The sequence below is a fragment of the Brevundimonas vesicularis genome (assembly GCF_900445985.1).
GTDB classification, from domain to species: domain Bacteria; phylum Pseudomonadota; class Alphaproteobacteria; order Caulobacterales; family Caulobacteraceae; genus Brevundimonas; species Brevundimonas vesicularis_D.
The window spans coordinates 1,392,785-1,410,565 of sequence record NZ_UAQP01000005.1 but is presented as its reverse complement, the minus strand read 5'-3'; the positions used below and the strand labels follow the sequence as shown (position 1 = coordinate 1,410,565).

The window sequence follows — 17,781 nt, the reverse complement described above, 5'->3', positions numbered from 1 at the left end:
CGGTCAGACTAGCCCCGCGCCCCTCAGCCTCATGGCGGGCGCTGTGGCGACGGGCCGTTGGGCCGGCAGGTCGATGGTCAAACCCTCGGCCGTCTGACGGAAGGGCAGGGCGCCGCCGCCCAGCAGTTCGACCGCCTCGACACGCCCCACCTGCGGGGTCAGCGCCCGCACGACCATCTTCCGGTCCTGCGGCCAGTCCAGCGCGAAGGCGTAGAGGACGTCGCCCTTGGTGGTGAAGCGGATGTCCTGGCCGGTCCATGGCCGCGCCGCGCCCTCGCCATGCATACCTCCCACGACCGCCGTCGGCCCCTCGCCATAGATGCGCCAGGGCCGGGTGTCGAAGATGGCCTCGCCGTTGACCGCCATCCAGGCGGCGATGTCCGTCAGGATCTGACGCTCGTCGCTATCGATCGAGCCGTCCCCGCGCTGGGGGATGTTGAGCATCAGGTTGCCGTTCTTGGAAACGACATCCACAAGCCGCTGCACCACGCTGTGGGCCGGGACGTAGGCGTGGTTGGTGAAGCGAGCGCGGTTGTAGTGCCAGTCGCCGATACAGGTGTCGGTCTGCCACGGCTCGGGCTTCAGACTGTCGGAGAAGCCGCGCTCGACCGTCTCGGTGATCGCCTTGCGTTGCCGATCGTCCAGCCGCTTGCCGTTCACGACTGGCAGTTCGCCGCACCAAGCCAGGGAAGCATTGTAGAACTCGGCCGTCGCCTCCAGTCCGTAACGACCCAGCGGCAGGCCGTAGTTGTCGAAATAGACCATGTCCGGCCTGTATTTAGTGATCAGGTCGCGCTGTCGCAGAACCCAGGACCGCACGAAGGCGGGATTGTTGGCGGGCGGCGTCTCGATCCACTGGCCGTCGCGCGCATCGTGCCAGGCGTTCATCTCGGCGATGGAACTGATGCCTTCCGGCGGAGCGAAGGTCGGGCCGGTATAGAGCTCCTGCGGGTCCAGCCCGTCCCACCATTTGCCCGCCCCGTCCGCCCGGGTCAGCCGCGCCGCGTCATAGCGCACGCCCTTCAGCGGCCCCTCGGCGTCATAGCCATAGGCGGTCTGCCACCAGTGCCAGGCATGGGCCGAATGGTTCGACACCGCGAACCTCAGGCCCCGCGCCCGCACCGCCTTCTCCCAAGTGCCGACGATGTCCCGCTTGGGCCCGACCCGCATCGTGTTCCAGGCGTGATGGCTGCTGTCGAACAGGTCCAGATTGTCGTGGTGGTTGGCCATCGACATGATGTAGCGGGCGCCCGCCGCCTGATAGAGGTCCAGCAGGCCCTCGGGATCCCACTGGTCGCCCTTGAACTGGTCGATCAACTCCATGAAGCCGAACCGGCTGGGGTGGCCGTAGGTCGCGACGTGGTGCTCGTAGAAGGGGTTGCCCTGGATATACATCTGGCGGCCGTACCAGTCGCCGAACTCCGGCACGCACTGCGGCCCCCAGTGCGACCAGATGCCGAACTTGGCGTCCCGGAACCAGTCGGGGGTCTTGTAGCCGGCCGCCAAACTGTCCCAAGTCGGCTTGAACGGACCGGCCGTCGCGACATTCGACGTCGTCGCGCAGGCCCCCAGCATCGAAGCCGACGCCCCGGCGGCCAGCAGTCCACGTCGCGACAGGGTCATGCCGGTTCTCCATAGACGACGCCGCGGCCGTCGGTGGCGACATAGACCCGGCCGCACACGCGTGGATCGCCGGCGATGGCCCGGAAACGGCGGCCGTATTCGTGGCGGGCGTCGTTGACGCGGATCCACGACCGGCCCTTGTCGTCTGAACGGAAGACGCCCCTGACCTCGCCTTGCGTGCCTATGGCGAACAGGGCGGGGTAGGTCGTGCCGGCGGGCGGCTTGCCGAAGTCCATCATCTCGACCATGAGATCGCCGTCGATCCGCTCGAACCGCTGACCGCCGTCGCGGCTGTTGTACAGGCCGGTGCGGGACACGAACCACAGGTCGCCCTCGTGATCAGGCGTCGCCTTAAGCGGGAAGGCGAGCTCGCGCCATGTCGGACGATCGTCGGCGATGGCGGCGGGCAGGCCGCGTGAAGTCACCGCGGCGAAACTCTCGGCGCCGTCCACGCTGACGTACCAGTCGCCGGTGCGGAAATCCAATGCGTAGAACAGCATAGCATCCTTGCGGTCCGCCACGGGACGCAGCAGCAGGGGCAGGCCCGCGCACGACTTCCAGCTCTTGCCGCGGTCGCGCGACCAGACGACGCGGGGCGTCGCCAGAACGAAGGTCGATCCGTCCGCCGACACGGTGATCGGGGCGTCGCGATACAGATCCATGCGCGGGTTTTCAGCCGGGATCTGGGTCTCGCCCGAAGCCGGCCGGGGCCGACCCAGCGGCTTCCAGGTCAGACCAGCATCATCGGACCAGGCCAGGGTCGAACCATCGTGCCCCTCCGAGGCGACGCCCTCGTGCGGCGTGCCGCTGCGCACCAGGATGTCGGGGGCGGCGCCCGCATAATCGATCTGGTTGGTGTTGGCGAAGACGGGGGTGGTGAACTGGCGCTGCGGCGAACGGTCCAGATCCTCGTGAGCAAAGCCTGAGATATCGCCGAACCCGGTCAGCAGTTGCGGCCCCTTCGGCGGGCTGAGCAGGGTGATGACAGCCGTCTGTTCGATCCCCTCGACCCAGGGCTTCCAGTCGGTCGGCCGATTGTCGTCGGCGGCGGACAGATTTCGAGTCTCATAAACGGTGGCGCCGGTCGCATAGATCAGTCGATCGCTGTCGAACGGATCCAGCGCCAGCGCGGCGATCCACCAGCCGAAGTCGGGCTTGTCATTGCCCCATTTCAGATACGGCGTCGCGCTGACGTCGTGCCGGGCCTTTTCCCGCAGACTGGTCCAGTTGACCCCATCGTCGGTGCTGCGCCAGAGGGTGTCGCCGGGCTGCCAGCGGTTCAAGGTCGAGACCACGATGACGCCCGGCCGGTTGCGATCCAGCGCAACGCCCATGAAGCCGCCCCCTTGTGCGGTCTGGGGGCGGGGCGGGCTGATATCGCTCCAGGCGCCGGTGTCCGTGTCCAGCCGCCAGACGGCTCCGTCCGTCACGCCGTTCGGTCCGATGCCCAGCGTACACGTCACATAGAGGATGCCCCGGTCGTCCAGTTCCGCCTTGGCCGCCGACAGCTCGGGGCGCGGTCCGCCCTCGACCGGCCGCCACGTCCGACCGGTGTCGTCGGATCGATACAGGGCGTGTTCGTGCGGATCGGCGACCCCGACGAACAGCGTGCGGGAAGCCTGACCGCCCTGGCCGCTGCGGGGATCGAAGACGACGAAGCTCAGCCCGCCGTGGGTGCTGCGGTCGGTGGGCGTACCCAGACCCTTCAGTGGAAAGCTATCGACCTTGCGCCAACTTGCGCCGCCGTCGGTCGAGCGTTGCAGCCCGTCATGGCGCGATCCGAAGTAGAGAATACGGTTGTCGTTGGGATCGATGGCCAGCCGTTCGCCAAGCCCGCGTCCGTCCTCGTTGCCCCCCATCCGGAAAGGGACGTCGGTTCGCAGCCATGTCTCGCCGCGATCGGTCGAGCGCAGCATGGCGCCCGGATCGCCTCTGTGAACGCCGACGGCCGCGTGGACGATATTCGGATCGACAGGATCGGCGGCGATGCTCTCGATGCCGAAATCGCCGGACAGAGGGCTGGAATCCATCAGCGGCGCCCAGCGGCCCGCGGCGGCGTCAAACCGATAGGCGCCGCCCATGTCGGATCGCGCATAGGCCAGCCCGCGCTCGATGGGGCTGAACACGATGCCGGGAATGAATCCGCCCGCGCCGACCACGACGTTGCGCCAGACATAGCGGGGGGGCTCTTTCGCGCACGCCTTTCCGGCTGTCGCCAGGCAGGCGACGGAAAACGCCATAATCCCGGCGGTGCGTCGCGTCACGCGTGTCGTCATGCCGCGTCCTCCCCCTATCGAAGGCATTAACCTGCCTCTTAATGTTAGCGCTAACTTAGACAGTTGACATCATTGTCATAGGTGCATCAAGTTGCGTCTGTAAAAATCAGGCGCCGGCGACGGGTGCGGGGAGCGAACCTCGGGTTCAAACGGATTTCGCCGTTGTTGGCGCGCCAAGCCACGCCCTGATTTTCACAAACCCTGAGCGAACTTCCGGCGCGACCTGCGTAGTCGCGCCGGGTTTTTCGTCACATGATCTGCTGACAGGCTGATGAACCGACATGACCCTGCGTATCCTGAACTCTCCACCCAGCGCCGTTTCCGCCTTGGCGCTGAGCGTTGTTCTCATGTCGAGCGCGTGCGCGATTGATCCTGGCATGGTTCGGGCCGTTCCGGTTCAGGCGGTGACGCCGCAGGCGTCGATCGTGACGGATGCGACGCGCGCGCATCCTGCGCTTTGGCCCCGCGCGGCCTCGCCGGCGGCGATGACAAACGCGGCGACGGAAGCCTTCGTCTCCGAACTGATGAGCCGGATGACGCTGGAGGAGAAGGTCGGGCAGACGATCCAGGCCGATATCGGCTCGATCAAGCCTGAGGACCTGCTGACCTATCCGCTGGGCTCGATCCTGGCGGGCGGCAACTCCTCGCCGGGCGGCGACGAGCGCGCCTCGGCCGACAAGTGGGTCGAACTCGCCCAGGCCTTCCGTGCGGCGGCGGCCCAGCGGCCGGGCGCCAAGGTGCCGCTGATCTACGGCATCGACGCCGTGCACGGTCACAACAACGTCGTCGGCGCGACCATCTTTCCGCACAACATCGGCCTGGGCGCCGCGCGCGATCCCGACCTGATCCGGCGGATCGGCGAGGCGACCGCGCTGGAAGTCGCCGTGACCGGCGCCGACTGGACCTTCGGCCCGACCCTGGCCGTGCCCCAAGACGACCGCTGGGGCCGCGCCTATGAAGGCTATGCCGAAAACCCCGAGGTGGCGCAGAGCTACGCCGGCCCGATGACCCTTGGCCTTCAGGGGGCCTTGTCGGTCGACCATCCGCTGACAGCCGGCCACATCGCCGGATCGGCCAAACACTTCCTCGCCGACGGCGGCACGACCGGCGGCAAGGACCAGGGCGACTTCGCCGGGTCCGAACAGGAGCTGATCCGCACCCATCTGTCCGGCTATCCCCAGGCCATCGACGCCGGCGTGCTGTCGATCATGGCCAGCTTCTCCAGCTGGAACGGCGTCAAACATTCGGGCAACGAGACCATTTTGACCGACGTGCTGCGCGGCCCGCTGGGCTTCGACGGCTTCGTGGTGTCGGATTGGAACGCCCATGGCCAGCTGCCGGGCTGTTCGAACGAAAGCTGCGCCCTGGCCTTCAACGCCGGCATCGACATGTTCATGGCCCCCGACAGCTGGAAGCCGCTGTATGAAAACACCCTGGCCCAGGCGAAGTCGGGCGAAATCCCGATGGCGCGCCTGGACGAGGCGGTGCGCCGCATCCTTCGCGTCAAGATCAAGACCGGCCTGTTCAACGACAGCCGCCCGGTCGAGGGGCATCTGAACGAACTGGGCTCGCCCGCTCACCGCGCCCTGGCGCGCGAGGCGGTGCGCAAGTCGCTGGTGCTGCTGAAGAACGAGGGCTCGGTCCTGCCGATCCGCTCGGGCGCGCGGGTGCTGGTCGCGGGTCACGCCGACGACATCGGCCAGGCCTCGGGCGGCTGGACCCTGACGTGGCAGGGCACGGGCAACTCGAACGCCGACTTCCCCAACGGCCAGTCGATCTGGAGCGGCATCCGCGAGGCGGTCGCCGCCGGCGGCGGCCAGGCGACCCTCAGCGCCGACGGAGCCTTCACCCAGAAGCCGGACGTCGCCATCGTCGTCTTCGGCGAGACCCCCTATGCCGAGTTCCAGGGCGACGTGGACACGCTGGACTTCCTGCCCACCGGCCCGCTGGAGACGTTGAAGCGTCTGAAGGCGGCGGGCATTCCGACGGTGTCGGTCTTCCTGTCCGGCCGGCCGATGTGGACCAACCCTGAGATCAATGCGTCCGACGCCTTCGTCGCCGCCTGGCTGCCGGGCACCGAAGGGGCCGGCGTCGCAGACGTGCTGATCGGCGATGCGGCGGGCAAGCCGCGCAACGACTTTACCGGAACCCTGTCCTTCAGCTGGCCCAAGACCGCCAAGGGCGAGCCGCTGAACGTCGGTCAGCCCGGCTATGATCCTCAGTTCGCCTATGGTTACGGCCTGACCTATGCGCGCAACGCCCGCGTCGGCGCCCTGTCGGAAGACAGCGGCGTGGTCGGGTCCGGCAGCAATCTGGATCGCTACTTCGTCGATGGCCGCTTCGTCGCGCCCTGGTCGCTGATGCTGCGCGACGCGGGCGGCGAGTTCCGCCTGGGCTCCGAAAAGACCGGCGCCAGCCCGCGCGGCGGCGTGTCGGTGCGCTCCACCGACGGCGCCGGCCAGGAATCGGCGCGCGCCCTGACCTTCTCGCAGGGCGGGGGGCAGGCCCTGATCGCGGCGCAGCCGGTCGATCTGACGCGCCAGTCGAACGGCGAGATGGCCATCGCCTTCCGCTACCGCGTGGACGCCCGCGCCAGGGGGCCGGTGTTCCTGACCCTGGGCTCCGGGTCTGTCGACATCTCCAGCCTGATTGCCGCAGCCCCCGTCGGCGAATGGCGCACGCTGAAGGTGCGGCTGTCGTGCCTGCGCGATCGCGGCGCCGACATCGCCGCCGTCGACCAACCCTGGGGCCTGCGCACCAACGCCGACTTTGCCGTCACGGTCGAGGATATCCGCCTGGCCTCAAACGAGGGCGACGCCGTCTGTCCAACGCAGTAGGCTGGCGCTCGCCGCATCATTCGACACATTGAAATCGGGGGCTCGAATGTGGACGAAAAGAGCGAAAGTGCTTCGTCGTGTCATGGGCGCGGCCGGGGCTCTTGGCGTTCTTATCGCATCCGGCGCGCAGGCGTCGGACCCTAGAACGATCACTGTGGACGTTGCGGGGCCCTTCACGTCTCGCGACCGCATGGCCGAGTTTTCTGTCGGGGCCGACTATCCCGGCACGACAATCCGGCCCGAGACGTTGGCGCAGCTGAAAACGGCGCGTGACGAACTGGGTTTTCGCTACATTCGCTTTCACGACATCTTCCATGACGACATGGGCGTCTATCGCGAGGTGGACGGCCGTCCGGTCTATGACTGGACCAAGATCGACCATCTCTACGACAGCTTCCTGGCCATGGGCATCAAGCCCTTCATCGAACTGGGCTTCACCCCCGATGCGATGAAGACGTCGGATCAGACGCTCTTCTACTGGAAGGGCAACACCTCGCATCCCCAGCCCGAGAAATGGGTCGGCTTGATCGACGCCTTCATGCGGCACCTGCTCGACCGCTACGGCGCCGAGGAAGTGCGGAGCTGGTATTTCGAGTTCTGGAACGAACCGAACCTGGATGGCTTCTGGGAGCGTGCCGACCAGGCGGCCTATTTCGACTATTATGTGCGCACCGCCCGGACGATCAAGGCGATCGATCCGGCCTTGCGAGTCGGTGGCCCCTCCACCGCCGGCGCCGCCTGGGTGCCCGAATTCCTGGCCTATGCGCGCCAGCATGACGCGCCGGTCGATTTCGTCACCACCCACACCTATGGCGTCAAGGGCGGTTTCCTGGACGAGAAGGGCGAGGGGGACAACAAGTTGTCACGCAATCTCGACGCCGTCGTCAGCGACGTGCGCAAGGCGCGGGCCGAGATCGAGGCATCGACCCAGCCGGGCCTGCCGCTGTTCTTCACCGAATGGAGCACCAGCTACAATCCGCGCGATCCTATCCACGACGACTATCTCGGCGCGTCATACGTCCTGACCAAACTGCGTCGGAGCGAGGGTCTGGCGCAGGGCATGAGCTACTGGGCCTATAGCGACCTGTTCGAGGAGCCGGGGCCGCAAATCAAACCGTTCGACGGCGGCTTCGGGCTGATGACCCCGCAGGGCGTGCGCAAGCCGACGTGGTTCGCCTACAAATATCTAAACAGTCTGGGCGACCGCGAGATGCCGACCGGCGACGATCAGAGCATCGCTGCGTTAAAGGGCGATACGGTGCAAGTGTTGGCCTGGCGCTATGAACTGCCGGACCAGCCGATCAGCAACCGACCCTTCTTCCGCCAGGTGCGAGAGCCGGCTGCGGCGGCCCCTTTGCAAATCGAGATGCGAGGGTTGCGACCCGGCGTCCACGCAGCGAGCATCCGCCGCGTCGGGTTCAAGGCCAACGACGCCTACACCGCCCATCTGGAAATGGGCGCGCCGGCGGCGCTGAGCGAAGAGCAGCTCAAGACTCTGCAAACCCTCACCCTGGACCAAGCCGAAACCCTCGTGATCACGGCACGTGCGGACGGCACGGCCCAGATGGAGATTCCCATGCGTGTCCACGATGTGGTCATGGTCGAGATGGACGCATCGCCGAGGCGCTGACGCCCGAGTGATCAATGTAGTCCTTTCGCCATCGCAAGTGGTGGACGTGCCTTCATGAGCGTGCTGCTGTCCTTGCTGTGACTGATCAACAGAATCCCCGGCGCAACCACACCATGGGCGACATCGCGCGTCTCGCCGGCGTGTCGCCGATGACGGTGTCGCGCGTCGTCAATGGCGATGCACGGGTGCGCGAGGCGACGCGTGAGCGGGTCCAGGCGATCATCCGCGAGACCGGCTATGTGCCCGATCCCGCCGCACGCATCCTGGCGCGGGCCGGGGGCGGTCGGATCGGCCTTCTCTACGCCAACCCGTCCAGCGCCTATCTGGCCGAATTGCTAGCCGGCGCTCTGGACGGGGCGCGGTCAGTGGGGCTGCTCCTGCTGATCGAGCCGTCGCGGCCTGGGGCGCCCGACGAAGAGCGCGAGGCGGTGCAGAGGTTGGCGGCCGGCGGGGCGCAAGGCGTGATCGTGCCGCCGCCGCTGGGCGAATCGGCGGCGACCTTGGACGCAATCGCCATCAGCGGGATGAAGGCCGTGGTTCTGGCGGCGCCCGCGCTGCGGGACGGCCTGATCTCCCTACGGGTGGATGATCAGGGAGCGGCGCATGAGATGGCGCGGCATCTGCTGGACTTGGGTCACCGCGCCATCGGCTTCGTAGAAGGCCATCCCGACCAGAGCGCCAGCGCCGATCGCCGCCACGGCGCCCAGGCCGCCGTCGATTCGGTGGCCGGCGCGACGATGTGGGCCGAGGCGGGCGACTTCACCTATCGTTCGGGTTTCGAGGCGGGACAGCGGCTTCTGGCGCGCTCGCCGCGACCGACCGCCATCTTCGCCAGCAACGACGACATGGCCGCCGGGGTTCTGGCCGCCGTTCATGCGGCCGGCCTGTCGACGCCTGGCGATATTTCGGTGGCTGGGTTCGACGATACCTATTTGGCCGCCAGCGTCTGGCCGACCCTGACGACCATCCGTCAACCCGTCGCCGAAATGGCGCGTTCCGCTGCGGTTATCCTGGGGCGGGGAGGAGAGGGGGACCTCCCGGTTTCCCACGACTTCATCGCGCGCGAAAGCACAGCCCCTCCGAACGATTGACATCCGCCCCCCGCTAAAAGATGTTAGCGCTAACACGTCCGAGAACGTGGGGAGGATGAGATTTGTTGCTTGCCGATTGTCTGCCGGCGGACTGGCGCGACGCGCGCCTGCTGGGGCGCGTGCTTGCCGAGGCCGGTCCCTCGCCCGTGCTGGCGCGAAGCGGCCGGCTATATGATCTTTCGAACCAGGTCGCCACGACCGCCCAGGCGGCCGCTCTTCAAGATCTGGACACGGCCGGCGCGGATATGGGTCCGCTGGACGAACTGACGGTCGCTTCGGCCTGGTCGTCGGAACTGGCGGACGTGCGGCTACTCTCGCCGCTGGATCTGCAATGCATCAAGGCGTCAGGCGTCACCTTCGCAGTTTCGGCTCTGGAGCGGGTGATCGAGGAGCGTGCGCGGGGCGATGCCGATGCGGCCAACGCCGTGCGCCAATCCATCCTCGACCGGATCGGTGGCGATCTCAAGGACCTGCGTCCCGGCTCGGATAAGGCCGAAGCCGTCAAGGCGCAGTTGATCGCCGAGGGCCTGTGGTCGCAATATCTCGAAGTCGCCATCGGCCCCTACGCCGAAATTTTCACCAAGGCGCCGGTGCTAGCCTCGGTCGGCTGGGGCGCCGAGGTCGGGGTGCGGGGCGACTCGGCCTGGAACAATCCCGAGCCGGAAGTGGTGGTGATCTGTGATCCCGCCGGCCGTCCGGTCGGCGCCAGCCTGGGCAACGACGTAAACTTGCGCGACATCGAGGGGCGCTCAGCCCTGCTGCTGGGCAAGGCCAAGGACAACAACGCCTCGGCCTCCATCGGCCCCTTCATCCGCCTGTTCGACGACGGCTTCGGCATGGACGACGTGCGCTCGGCCACCGTCAGGCTGGAGGTCGAGGGGACGGACGGTTTCGTGATGACGGGCGAAAGCTCTATGAGCCTGATCAGCCGCGATCCCGAGGAGCTGGTGCGCCAGACCCTGAGTGCGCATCAGTATCCCGACGGCTTCGCCCTGTATCTCGGCACCATGTTCGCGCCGATCGAGGATCGCGATGCGCCGGGCAAGGGCTTTACTCACAAGATCGGGGACCGGGTGCGCGTCTCGTCCGACAAGCTGGGCGTGCTGGAAAACATCGTCGCGACCTGCGACCAGGCCCCGCCCTGGAAGTTCGGCGTCATGGAACTGATGCGCAATCTGGCCGGTCGTGGCCTGCTGGGAGTCACGGCATGAGCGGCGCAATCTATCCTTCGCTGAAGGACCGTCTGGTCGTCGTCACCGGCGGTGGTTCCGGCATCGGCGCGGGCTTCACCGAAGCCTTTGCGCGGCAAGGCGCCCGCGTCGTCTTCTTCGACATCGCCGAGGCGGACTCCAAGGCGTTGGAGGCGTCGCTGTCTGCGTTGTCGCCGGCTCCAACGTTTCATCAATGCGACCTCATGGACGTGTCCGCCTTGCAGACCTGCCTGGCCCAGATCGTCGCCGAACATGGTCCCATCGACGTCCTCATCAACAACGCCGCCAATGACGACCGTCATACGCTGGCCGAGGTCACGCCTGAATACTGGGATGAGCGGATCAATGTGAACTTGCGTCACCTTTACTTCGCGGCCCAGTCGGTTGCGACGGGCATGCGCGAACAGGGGCGGGGCGTCATCATCAACCTCGGCTCGATCAGCTGGCATCTGGGCCTGCCTGATCTATCGCTGTACGAAACCGCCAAGGCGGGCATCGAAGGGATGACGCGGGCCCTAGCGCGCGAGCTGGGCGGCGACGGCGTGCGCGTCGTCTGCATCGTGCCCGGCAACGTCCAGACCCCGCGCCAGATGAAATGGTACACGCCGGAAGGCGAAGCCGAGATCGTGGCGGCGCAATGCCTGCCAGGTCGGTTGCAGCCGCAAGACGTCGCCGCGCTCGGACTGTTCCTGGCCTCTGACGATGCACGATTGATTACAGGCCACGAGTATTTCGTGGACGCCGGCTGGCGTTAGGTTTTCTGATTTCACGCCCGCGTCAGACGGGCTTTCGGAGGGAATATCGAGATGGCAGGACCGACGGGGGGCTCAGGCCCAAATAGCGGACATGACATTGCGGGGGACGACCGCGTCAACATGGCTTTCATCGCCCTGATCGTGGCGGTCGCCACCATCGGCGGCTTCATGTTCGGCTATGATTCCGGCGTGATAAACGGCACCCAGGACGGGCTGGAGGCTGCGTTCAACCTGTCGGCCCTGGGAACCGGCTTTAACGTCGGCGCCATCCTCTTGGGCTGCGCTGTCGGCGCCTTCATCGCGGGACGTTTGGCCGACGCCATCGGCCGCCGCACGGTGATGCAGATCGCTGCGGGCCTGTTCATCATCTCAGCCATCTGGGCGGGCGCGGCCGACAGTTCGGCCCACTTCATCATCGCCAGGTTCATCGGCGGTCTGGGCGTCGGCGCGGCCTCGGTCCTGTCGCCGGCCTACATCTCCGAAGTGACCCCGGCCTCGATCCGTGGCCGTCTGTCGTCGGTGCAGCAGATCATGATCATCACCGGCCTGACCGGCGCCTTCGTGGCCAACTATGTGTTGGCGGCGACGGCGGGCGGTTCGACCGCCGAGTTTTGGCTCGGCTTCCCGGCCTGGCGCTGGATGTTCTGGCTGCAGGTGATCCCGGCCGCCATATATCTGCTCGCCCTGCTGGTCATACCGGAAAGCCCGCGCTTCCTGGTCGCCAAAAAGAAGGACGCCCAGGCCGAGGCCGTGCTGTCCAAACTGTTCGGGGCCGGCGCCGGTGCGCGCAAAGTCAGCGAAATCCGCGCCTCGCTGAGCGCCGATCACAAGCCCAAGTTCGTCGATCTGCTTGACCCCGCGACCAAGAAGGTGCGTCCCATCGTCTGGGCCGGCCTGATCCTGGCGGTGTTCCAGCAACTGGTCGGCATCAACATCGTCTTCTACTACGGCGCGGTGCTGTGGCAGTCGGTCGGCTTCTCCGAGAACGACGCCCTGCAGATCAACATCCTGTCCGGCGTCCTGTCGATCGCCGCCTGTCTGGCCGCCATCGCCGTAATCGACAAGATCGGCAGAAAGCCTCTGCTCCTGATCGGTTCGGCCGGCATGTTCGTGACCCTGGCTGTCGTCGCCTGGTGCTTCTCCAAGGCCGCCCTGATCGACGGGTCGCTGCATCTGGATGACAACACCGGCCTGATCGCCCTGATCGCGGCCAACGCCTATGTGGTCTTCTTCAACTTCAGCTGGGGCCCGGTCATGTGGGTCATGCTGGGCGAGATGTTCCCCAACCAGATGCGCGGTTCGGCCCTGGCCGTCGCGGGCTTCGCCCAGTGGATCGCCAACTTCGCCATCTCGGTCACCTTCCCGTGGATGGCCGCCACCCTCGGGTTGGTCTTCACCTATGGCTTCTACGCAGTCAGCGCCCTGATCTCCTTCTTCCTGGTCCAGGCTTGGGTGAGGGAAACGCGTGGTCGCGAACTGGAAGACATGACGGGCTGATCTTTCGCCATCTCATACCCACCTCCCCGAAACGGGCGGCGCTCCCCCGCCGCCCGTCAGCCTTATGAAAAGGACTTTCCATGACCGACACGCTTGAACTTTCGCACTGGATCGGCGGCGAGAAGGTCGCGGGCGCGTTTGCGGGCGAGAGCTTGAACCCGTCGGATACGCGCGACGTCGTGGCCCGCACGCCCAAGGGCGGCGCCGCCGAGGTGGATCAGGCGGTTCAGGCGGCCCGCGCCGCCTTCCCCGGCTGGTCCGACGCCTCGCCGGAAGTCCGCTTCGACGTGCTGGACAAGGCCGGCAGCCTGATCATGGAACGCGCCGCCCTCATCGGCCGCCTGCTGGCCCGCGAGGAGGGCAAGACCCTGCCCGAGGGCATCGGCGAGACGATGCGCGCCGCCCGCATCTTGAAGTATTTCGCCGGCGAGGCCCTGCGCGTCCACGGCCAGAACCTGCCCTCGACCCGTCCCGGCGTCGAGATCCAGACCTATCGCCAGGCGGTGGGCGTGTTCGGCCTGATCACCCCGTGGAACTTCCCCATCGCCATCCCGGCGTGGAAGATCGCCCCGGCCATCGCCTTCGGCAACACCGTCGTCATCAAGCCCGCCGGCCCGACCCCGGCCACGGCCGAGGCGCTGATCGCGGTGCTGCATGAGGCCGGCCTGCCCAAGGGCGTGGTCAATATGATGATCGGCGACGGCGACGTCGGCCGCGCCATCGTGGCCCATCCTGGCATCGACGGCATTTCGTTCACCGGCTCGCAAGCCGTGGGCGCGGGCGTCGCCGAAGGCGCGGTCAAGCGCCAGGCGCGGGTCCAGCTGGAGATGGGCGGCAAGAATCCGCTGATCGTGCTGGACGACGCCGATCTGGATCGGGCGGTGAACATCGCCCTGGACGGCAGCTTCTTCGCCACGGGCCAGCGCTGCACCGCCTCCAGCCGCCTGATCGTTCAGGACGGCATCCACGACCGGTTCGTCGCCGCCCTGGCCGAGAAGGTCGCGGCCCTGCGCGTCGGCCACGCCCTGGATTCCAACACCCAGATGGGCCCGGCCGTGACCGAGGCCCAGCGCGAGGTCTCCTACAAATACATCGATATCGCCCGCGAGGCCGGCGGCCGCATCGTTACCGGCGGCGAGCGTCTAAACCTCGACGCGCCCGGCTGGTACGTCCAGCCGACCCTGATTGCGGACACTGCCGCCGACGCCCGCATCAACAACGAAGAGGTCTTCGGCCCGGTCGCCTCAACCATCCGCGTCGCCAGCTATGAAGAAGCGCTCGCCGTCGCCAACAGTGTCGAGTTCGGCCTGTCGGCCGGCATCGTCACCCAATCGCTGAAACACGCCCGCGACTTCCAGAAGAACGCCAGGGCCGGCATGACTATGGTCAATCTGGCGACTGCCGGCGTCGATTATCACGTCCCCTTCGGCGGGACGAAGAAGTCGTCCTACGGCTCACGCGAACAGGGTTTCGCGGCCGTGGAGTTCTACACCCAGATCAAGACCTCCTACTCGGCGGGCTGATCCATGAGCGAGCCGGAACTGATCTGGGATATTCAGGCGGAGCTGGGCGAGGGCCCGGTCTGGGACGCCGCGCGTGGGGCGCTGTGGTTCGTCGATATCAAAGGACGAAAGCTGCACCGCTACACGCCCGCGACCCGCGAGAAGCGTTCGTGGGACACGCCCGACCAGACCGGCTTTGCTCTGCCCGCCGAGGACGGTTCGCTGGTCTGCGGCGTGCGGGGCGGTCTGTATCGCTTCGACCCGGAGGAGGGCGATTTCTCGCGCTTCCATCCGGTCGAGGAGGACCGGCCGCAGAACCGTCTGAACGACGGCTTCGTCGCGCCTGACGGGTCGCTGTGGTTCGGTTCGATGGACGACAGCGAACAGGTCGAAACCGGCGCGCTCTATCGCTGGTTCCGGGGCGAGCTGACACGGCACGATGACGGTTACGGGGTCACCAACGGCCCCTGCCTCAGCCCCGACGGCCGCACACTCTATCACCACGACACGCTGAAGAAGACGGTCCTGGCCTTCGACCATACGGACGGCCTGCTGTCGAACAAGCGTGTCTTCGCCGTGACTGAGGACGGCTATGCCGACGGTCCCAGCATGGATGCGGCCGGCGTGCTCCACGTCGGCCTCTTCAACGGCTGGGGCGTCGCCCGCTTCGCCCCGGATGGCACACGGGTTGGCAAGATCGACGTGCCGGTCCAGACGGTGACCAAGGCGGCCTTCGGCGGCCCGGACCTGCGCGATCTCTATATGACCACGGCTTGGCTGGGGAACGCCGACAAGCGGGCCGAGCAGCCGACCCTGGGCGGGCTTTATCGCGTGCGCGTCAAGACGCCGGGCCTGCCGCAGAACCGGATCAAGCTGTGATCGCTCTGAGGGCCGGCGACTGGCGCGCGACCTTGGCGCCAGGGTTGGGTGGGTCGGTCCTGAGCCTCGACTGGCGCGGTCAGCCGGTGTTCCGCCCCACACCAGACGGGGCCACCGACATTTTGGAGACGGCCTGTTTCCCGCTGGTCCCTTACGCCAATCGAATCGCCGACGGTCGCTTCGTTTTCGAGGGAAGCTCGGTTCACCTGCCAGTGCGTGATCGGTTCGCGCCCCATGCGATCCATGGCGAGGGCTGGCTGCAGTCCTGGACGGTCGAAAGACAATCCGCCGATACAGTCGCAATGACGTTGGATTGGGCCGGCGATCCCGACGGCTGGCCATGGCCCTGGTTCGCGCGGCAAAGCGTATCCCTGTCCAGCGAGGGACTGCGGATCGGCATTTCCGTCACGAACACGGGCCAGGACGCCATGCCGGCAGGCCTGGGGCTGCACCCCTATTTCCACAGATATCCAGACAGCCGGCTCACGCTTCCAGCCGAGGCGGTATGGATGACCGACGCCCGTCAAATTCCGGAACGGCTGGCGCCGGCCGCCGAGCTTGTGGACTGGTCGAACGGCTTAGATCTCACCGACGCCCCCTTCGTCGACCACGCCTATGCAGGCTGGAGCGGAGAGGCGTTCCTGAACGGCGGCGGTCGCCGCGTGACCTTGACCGCCGACGCGGCCGCGCGCTGGAGCCAGGTCTATATGCCTATCGACGCTGACTTCTGTTGCGTCGAACCCGTCACTCACCGCCCGGACGCCCACAACGCTCCGCCTGTCGAGGATCATGGTCTGATCGGCCTGGAGCCCGGCCGAACCCTGTCGCTCACCATCATGATCGGCGCAGTGTCGTCAAGTTGATGACCATGGCGCCCACAGGGTCAAGCCGCTGCTTGCGCGGCGACAACGAGTCGTCGCGGATGGAGAGCGACCGAGCCAGGAGACCGCCGTCGAACGTTGAGCTCGGAACCCCGCGGACCGTCATCCGCTTTGGAAGCTGAGCGTGAGAGGGGGCAGCTAGCGGTGCAAGATCCGACGACGACGTCAGGTGGGACGTGGCGACCCTACTGCGGGCCTGCGCCGGATTTTGGCGAGTGGCGCTGGAACCTGGATCCGGTGCTGCTGCTTTTGCTGGCCGCTGCGACGGGGTTGGTCCTTTGGCGGCTGGAAGGGCGGCGGCGCGGCTATGGTCTGACGGCCGTCGCTGTTTTAGCCGTTGGATTTGTCTCCCCGCTGTGCGCCCTTAGCTCGGCGCTGTTCTCCGCGCGGACGGTTCATCATGTGCTGTTGGTCGGCCTCGCCGCGCCCTTGCTGGCGGCGGCCTTGCCCATGAGACGATATGGGTCGCTGATCCTGGCGACGGCGGTGCAGGCGGTGGTGTTCTGGGCCTGGCACGCGCCCGACGCCTATGGCGCCGCCCTGTCGAGCGATGCGGTCTATTGGCTGATGCAGATCAGTCTGCTGGCGAGCGCCGTCTGGTTCTGGTGCGCGGCGCGGTCGGCGTCTGCACCGGCGGCGGTCATCGCCCTGTTGGCGGCCATGCTGGCGATGGGGCTGCTCGGGGCGGTGCTGACGTTTGCAGGTCAGGCGGTCTATGGGCCCCACGCCTATTCGACCCTGGAATGGGGCCTGACGCCGCTGGAGGACCAGCAGGCGGCCGGACTGATTATGTGGGCGCCGGCGGCGGCGTTGTATCTCTTCGCCGCTCTGTGTCGGCTGGGGCGGATGATCGGCCCTGACGCCGAGGCGCATCCGGCATGATCGAAAGACTGTTCAGGCAGCTGCTGGAATGGGCGGCGGGTCACCATGACGAGGGTCGCTACTCGCCCGTCGGCATCGGCTTTCATTGGGTGATGGCGGGGCTGGTCATCTTCCAGCTCGGCTGGGGCTGGTGGATGGGGCGCCAGCCGGTGGGCGGGGCCATGATGGCCGCCTACGACCTGCATTTCGCGATCGGCGTGCTGATGCTGATCCTGGTGATCGGCCGGCTGTCATGGCGTTTACTGGCGCCCGACCTGATCAATGATGCGGACAAGCCAGGTTGGGAAAGCATGGCCGCCCATGTGACCCACTATGTCTTCTATATCTGCCTGTTCGGCCTGCCGCTGTCGGGATGGGCCATGATTTCGGCGACGGATCGGACGCGTCAGCTGGAGACCTTGGGCTTCATCAAATGGCCGCTGCTGCCGCTGCAGGATCTGTCCAACACCCAGCTATGGGCGATCGAGGCGGCGGCGGAATGGATGCACTGGGGACTGGTCATCACGCTGCTGCTGATGATCCCGATCCACGCCGGCGCGGCGCTCAAGCACCATCTGATCGATAGGGACGACGTGTTTCACGCGATGCTGCCGGTCGTGCCGCTGCTTCGACCGAAGCGGACCCGGTGGCAGCGGCGCTGGCGCGCGCTGGAGAAGCGGGTTGCGTCGACAGCCAGGACGCTATGGCGCGGGCTTCTGGGTCCGAAAGCGATTTGAC

General features: G+C 66.7%; 13 protein-coding genes. 11 read left to right on the top strand and 2 right to left on the bottom strand.

Going from position 1 to position 17,781, the window contains the following annotated elements:
- Positions 1–3: 3 nt before the first annotated feature.
- Both DT343_RS07035 and DT343_RS07030 read right to left on the bottom strand, forming a co-directional pair.
- The gene (locus tag DT343_RS07035) at positions 4–1,623 is read right to left on the bottom strand and encodes an alpha-L-fucosidase (protein WP_112862270.1); all 1,620 of its coding nucleotides are present in this window, start codon (positions 1,621–1,623) and stop codon (positions 4–6) included.
- The gene (locus DT343_RS07030) at positions 1,620–3,899 is read right to left on the bottom strand and encodes a WD40/YVTN/BNR-like repeat-containing protein (protein WP_220116502.1); all 2,280 of its coding nucleotides are present in this window, start codon (positions 3,897–3,899) and stop codon (positions 1,620–1,622) included. The genes DT343_RS07035 and DT343_RS07030 overlap by 4 nt, the downstream gene beginning before the upstream one ends.
- A 377-nt stretch (positions 3,900–4,276) precedes the next feature.
- On the opposite strand from DT343_RS07030, the gene DT343_RS07025 reads away from it, so the two are divergent.
- The 11 genes from DT343_RS07025 to DT343_RS17780 all read left to right on the top strand — a co-directional run bounded on the left by DT343_RS07025 (position 4,277) and on the right by DT343_RS17780 (position 17,780).
- Positions 4,277–6,736: a glycoside hydrolase family 3 protein gene (locus DT343_RS07025; protein WP_112862596.1), complete on the top strand. Its 2,460-nt coding sequence runs from the start codon at positions 4,277–4,279 to the stop codon at positions 6,734–6,736.
- A gap of 190 nt (positions 6,737–6,926) precedes the next feature.
- Positions 6,927–8,366 (top strand): GH39 family glycosyl hydrolase, encoded by a 1,440-nt coding sequence (locus DT343_RS07020; protein ID WP_112862269.1) that lies wholly within the window; start codon positions 6,927–6,929, stop codon positions 8,364–8,366.
- 77 nt (positions 8,367–8,443) lie between these two features.
- Positions 8,444–9,457: a LacI family DNA-binding transcriptional regulator gene (locus tag DT343_RS07015; RefSeq protein WP_258522516.1), complete on the top strand. Its 1,014-nt coding sequence runs from the start codon at positions 8,444–8,446 to the stop codon at positions 9,455–9,457.
- Positions 9,458–9,519: 62 nt separating this feature from the next.
- Positions 9,520–10,668 (top strand): fumarylacetoacetate hydrolase family protein, encoded by a 1,149-nt coding sequence (locus DT343_RS07010; RefSeq protein ID WP_181669134.1) that lies wholly within the window; start codon positions 9,520–9,522, stop codon positions 10,666–10,668.
- Positions 10,665–11,423, top strand: a complete 759-nt coding sequence (locus DT343_RS07005) for an SDR family NAD(P)-dependent oxidoreductase (protein WP_112862266.1) — start codon at positions 10,665–10,667, stop codon at positions 11,421–11,423. Before DT343_RS07010 ends, DT343_RS07005 begins: the two co-directional genes overlap by 4 nt.
- A 51-nt stretch (positions 11,424–11,474) precedes the next feature.
- The gene (locus DT343_RS07000; protein ID WP_112862265.1) at positions 11,475–12,920 is read left to right on the top strand and encodes a sugar porter family MFS transporter; all 1,446 of its coding nucleotides are present in this window, start codon (positions 11,475–11,477) and stop codon (positions 12,918–12,920) included.
- An 80-nt stretch (positions 12,921–13,000) separates the two neighbouring features.
- The gene (locus tag DT343_RS06995; protein WP_112862264.1) at positions 13,001–14,443 is read left to right on the top strand and encodes an aldehyde dehydrogenase family protein; all 1,443 of its coding nucleotides are present in this window, start codon (positions 13,001–13,003) and stop codon (positions 14,441–14,443) included.
- 3 nt (positions 14,444–14,446) lie between these two features.
- A complete protein-coding gene (locus DT343_RS06990) occupies positions 14,447–15,301 on the top strand; it encodes an SMP-30/gluconolactonase/LRE family protein (RefSeq protein WP_112862263.1) in 855 nt (284 codons plus the stop codon).
- Positions 15,298–16,164, top strand: coding sequence for an aldose 1-epimerase (locus DT343_RS06985; protein WP_112862262.1), 867 nt, complete (start codon positions 15,298–15,300; stop codon positions 16,162–16,164). The genes DT343_RS06990 and DT343_RS06985 overlap by 4 nt, the downstream gene beginning before the upstream one ends.
- A gap of 162 nt (positions 16,165–16,326) precedes the next feature.
- Positions 16,327–17,064, top strand: a complete 738-nt coding sequence (locus DT343_RS06980) for a cytochrome c oxidase assembly protein (protein ID WP_220116498.1) — start codon at positions 16,327–16,329, stop codon at positions 17,062–17,064.
- The gene (locus DT343_RS17780; protein ID WP_045811114.1) at positions 17,061–17,780 is read left to right on the top strand and encodes a cytochrome b; all 720 of its coding nucleotides are present in this window, start codon (positions 17,061–17,063) and stop codon (positions 17,778–17,780) included. The genes DT343_RS06980 and DT343_RS17780 overlap by 4 nt, the downstream gene beginning before the upstream one ends.
- Position 17,781: the final 1 nt, after the last annotated feature.

Coding starts and splice junctions, on each gene's coding strand:
- DT343_RS06990 (WP_112862263.1), top strand. CDS start 14,447: ATGAGCGAGCCGGAACTGATCTGGGATATTCAGGCGGAGCTGGGCGAG.
- DT343_RS07025 (WP_112862596.1), top strand. CDS start 4,277: ATGGTTCGGGCCGTTCCGGTTCAGGCGGTGACGCCGCAGGCGTCGATC.
- DT343_RS07030 (WP_220116502.1), bottom strand. CDS start 3,899: ATGACGACACGCGTGACGCGACGCACCGCCGGGATTATGGCGTTTTCC.
- DT343_RS07020 (WP_112862269.1), top strand. CDS start 6,927: ATGGCCGAGTTTTCTGTCGGGGCCGACTATCCCGGCACGACAATCCGG.
- DT343_RS17780 (WP_045811114.1), top strand. CDS start 17,061: ATGATCGAAAGACTGTTCAGGCAGCTGCTGGAATGGGCGGCGGGTCAC.
- DT343_RS06995 (WP_112862264.1), top strand. CDS start 13,001: ATGACCGACACGCTTGAACTTTCGCACTGGATCGGCGGCGAGAAGGTC.
- DT343_RS07000 (WP_112862265.1), top strand. CDS start 11,475: ATGGCAGGACCGACGGGGGGCTCAGGCCCAAATAGCGGACATGACATT.
- DT343_RS07035 (WP_112862270.1), bottom strand. CDS start 1,623: ATGACCCTGTCGCGACGTGGACTGCTGGCCGCCGGGGCGTCGGCTTCG.
- DT343_RS07005 (WP_112862266.1), top strand. CDS start 10,665: ATGAGCGGCGCAATCTATCCTTCGCTGAAGGACCGTCTGGTCGTCGTC.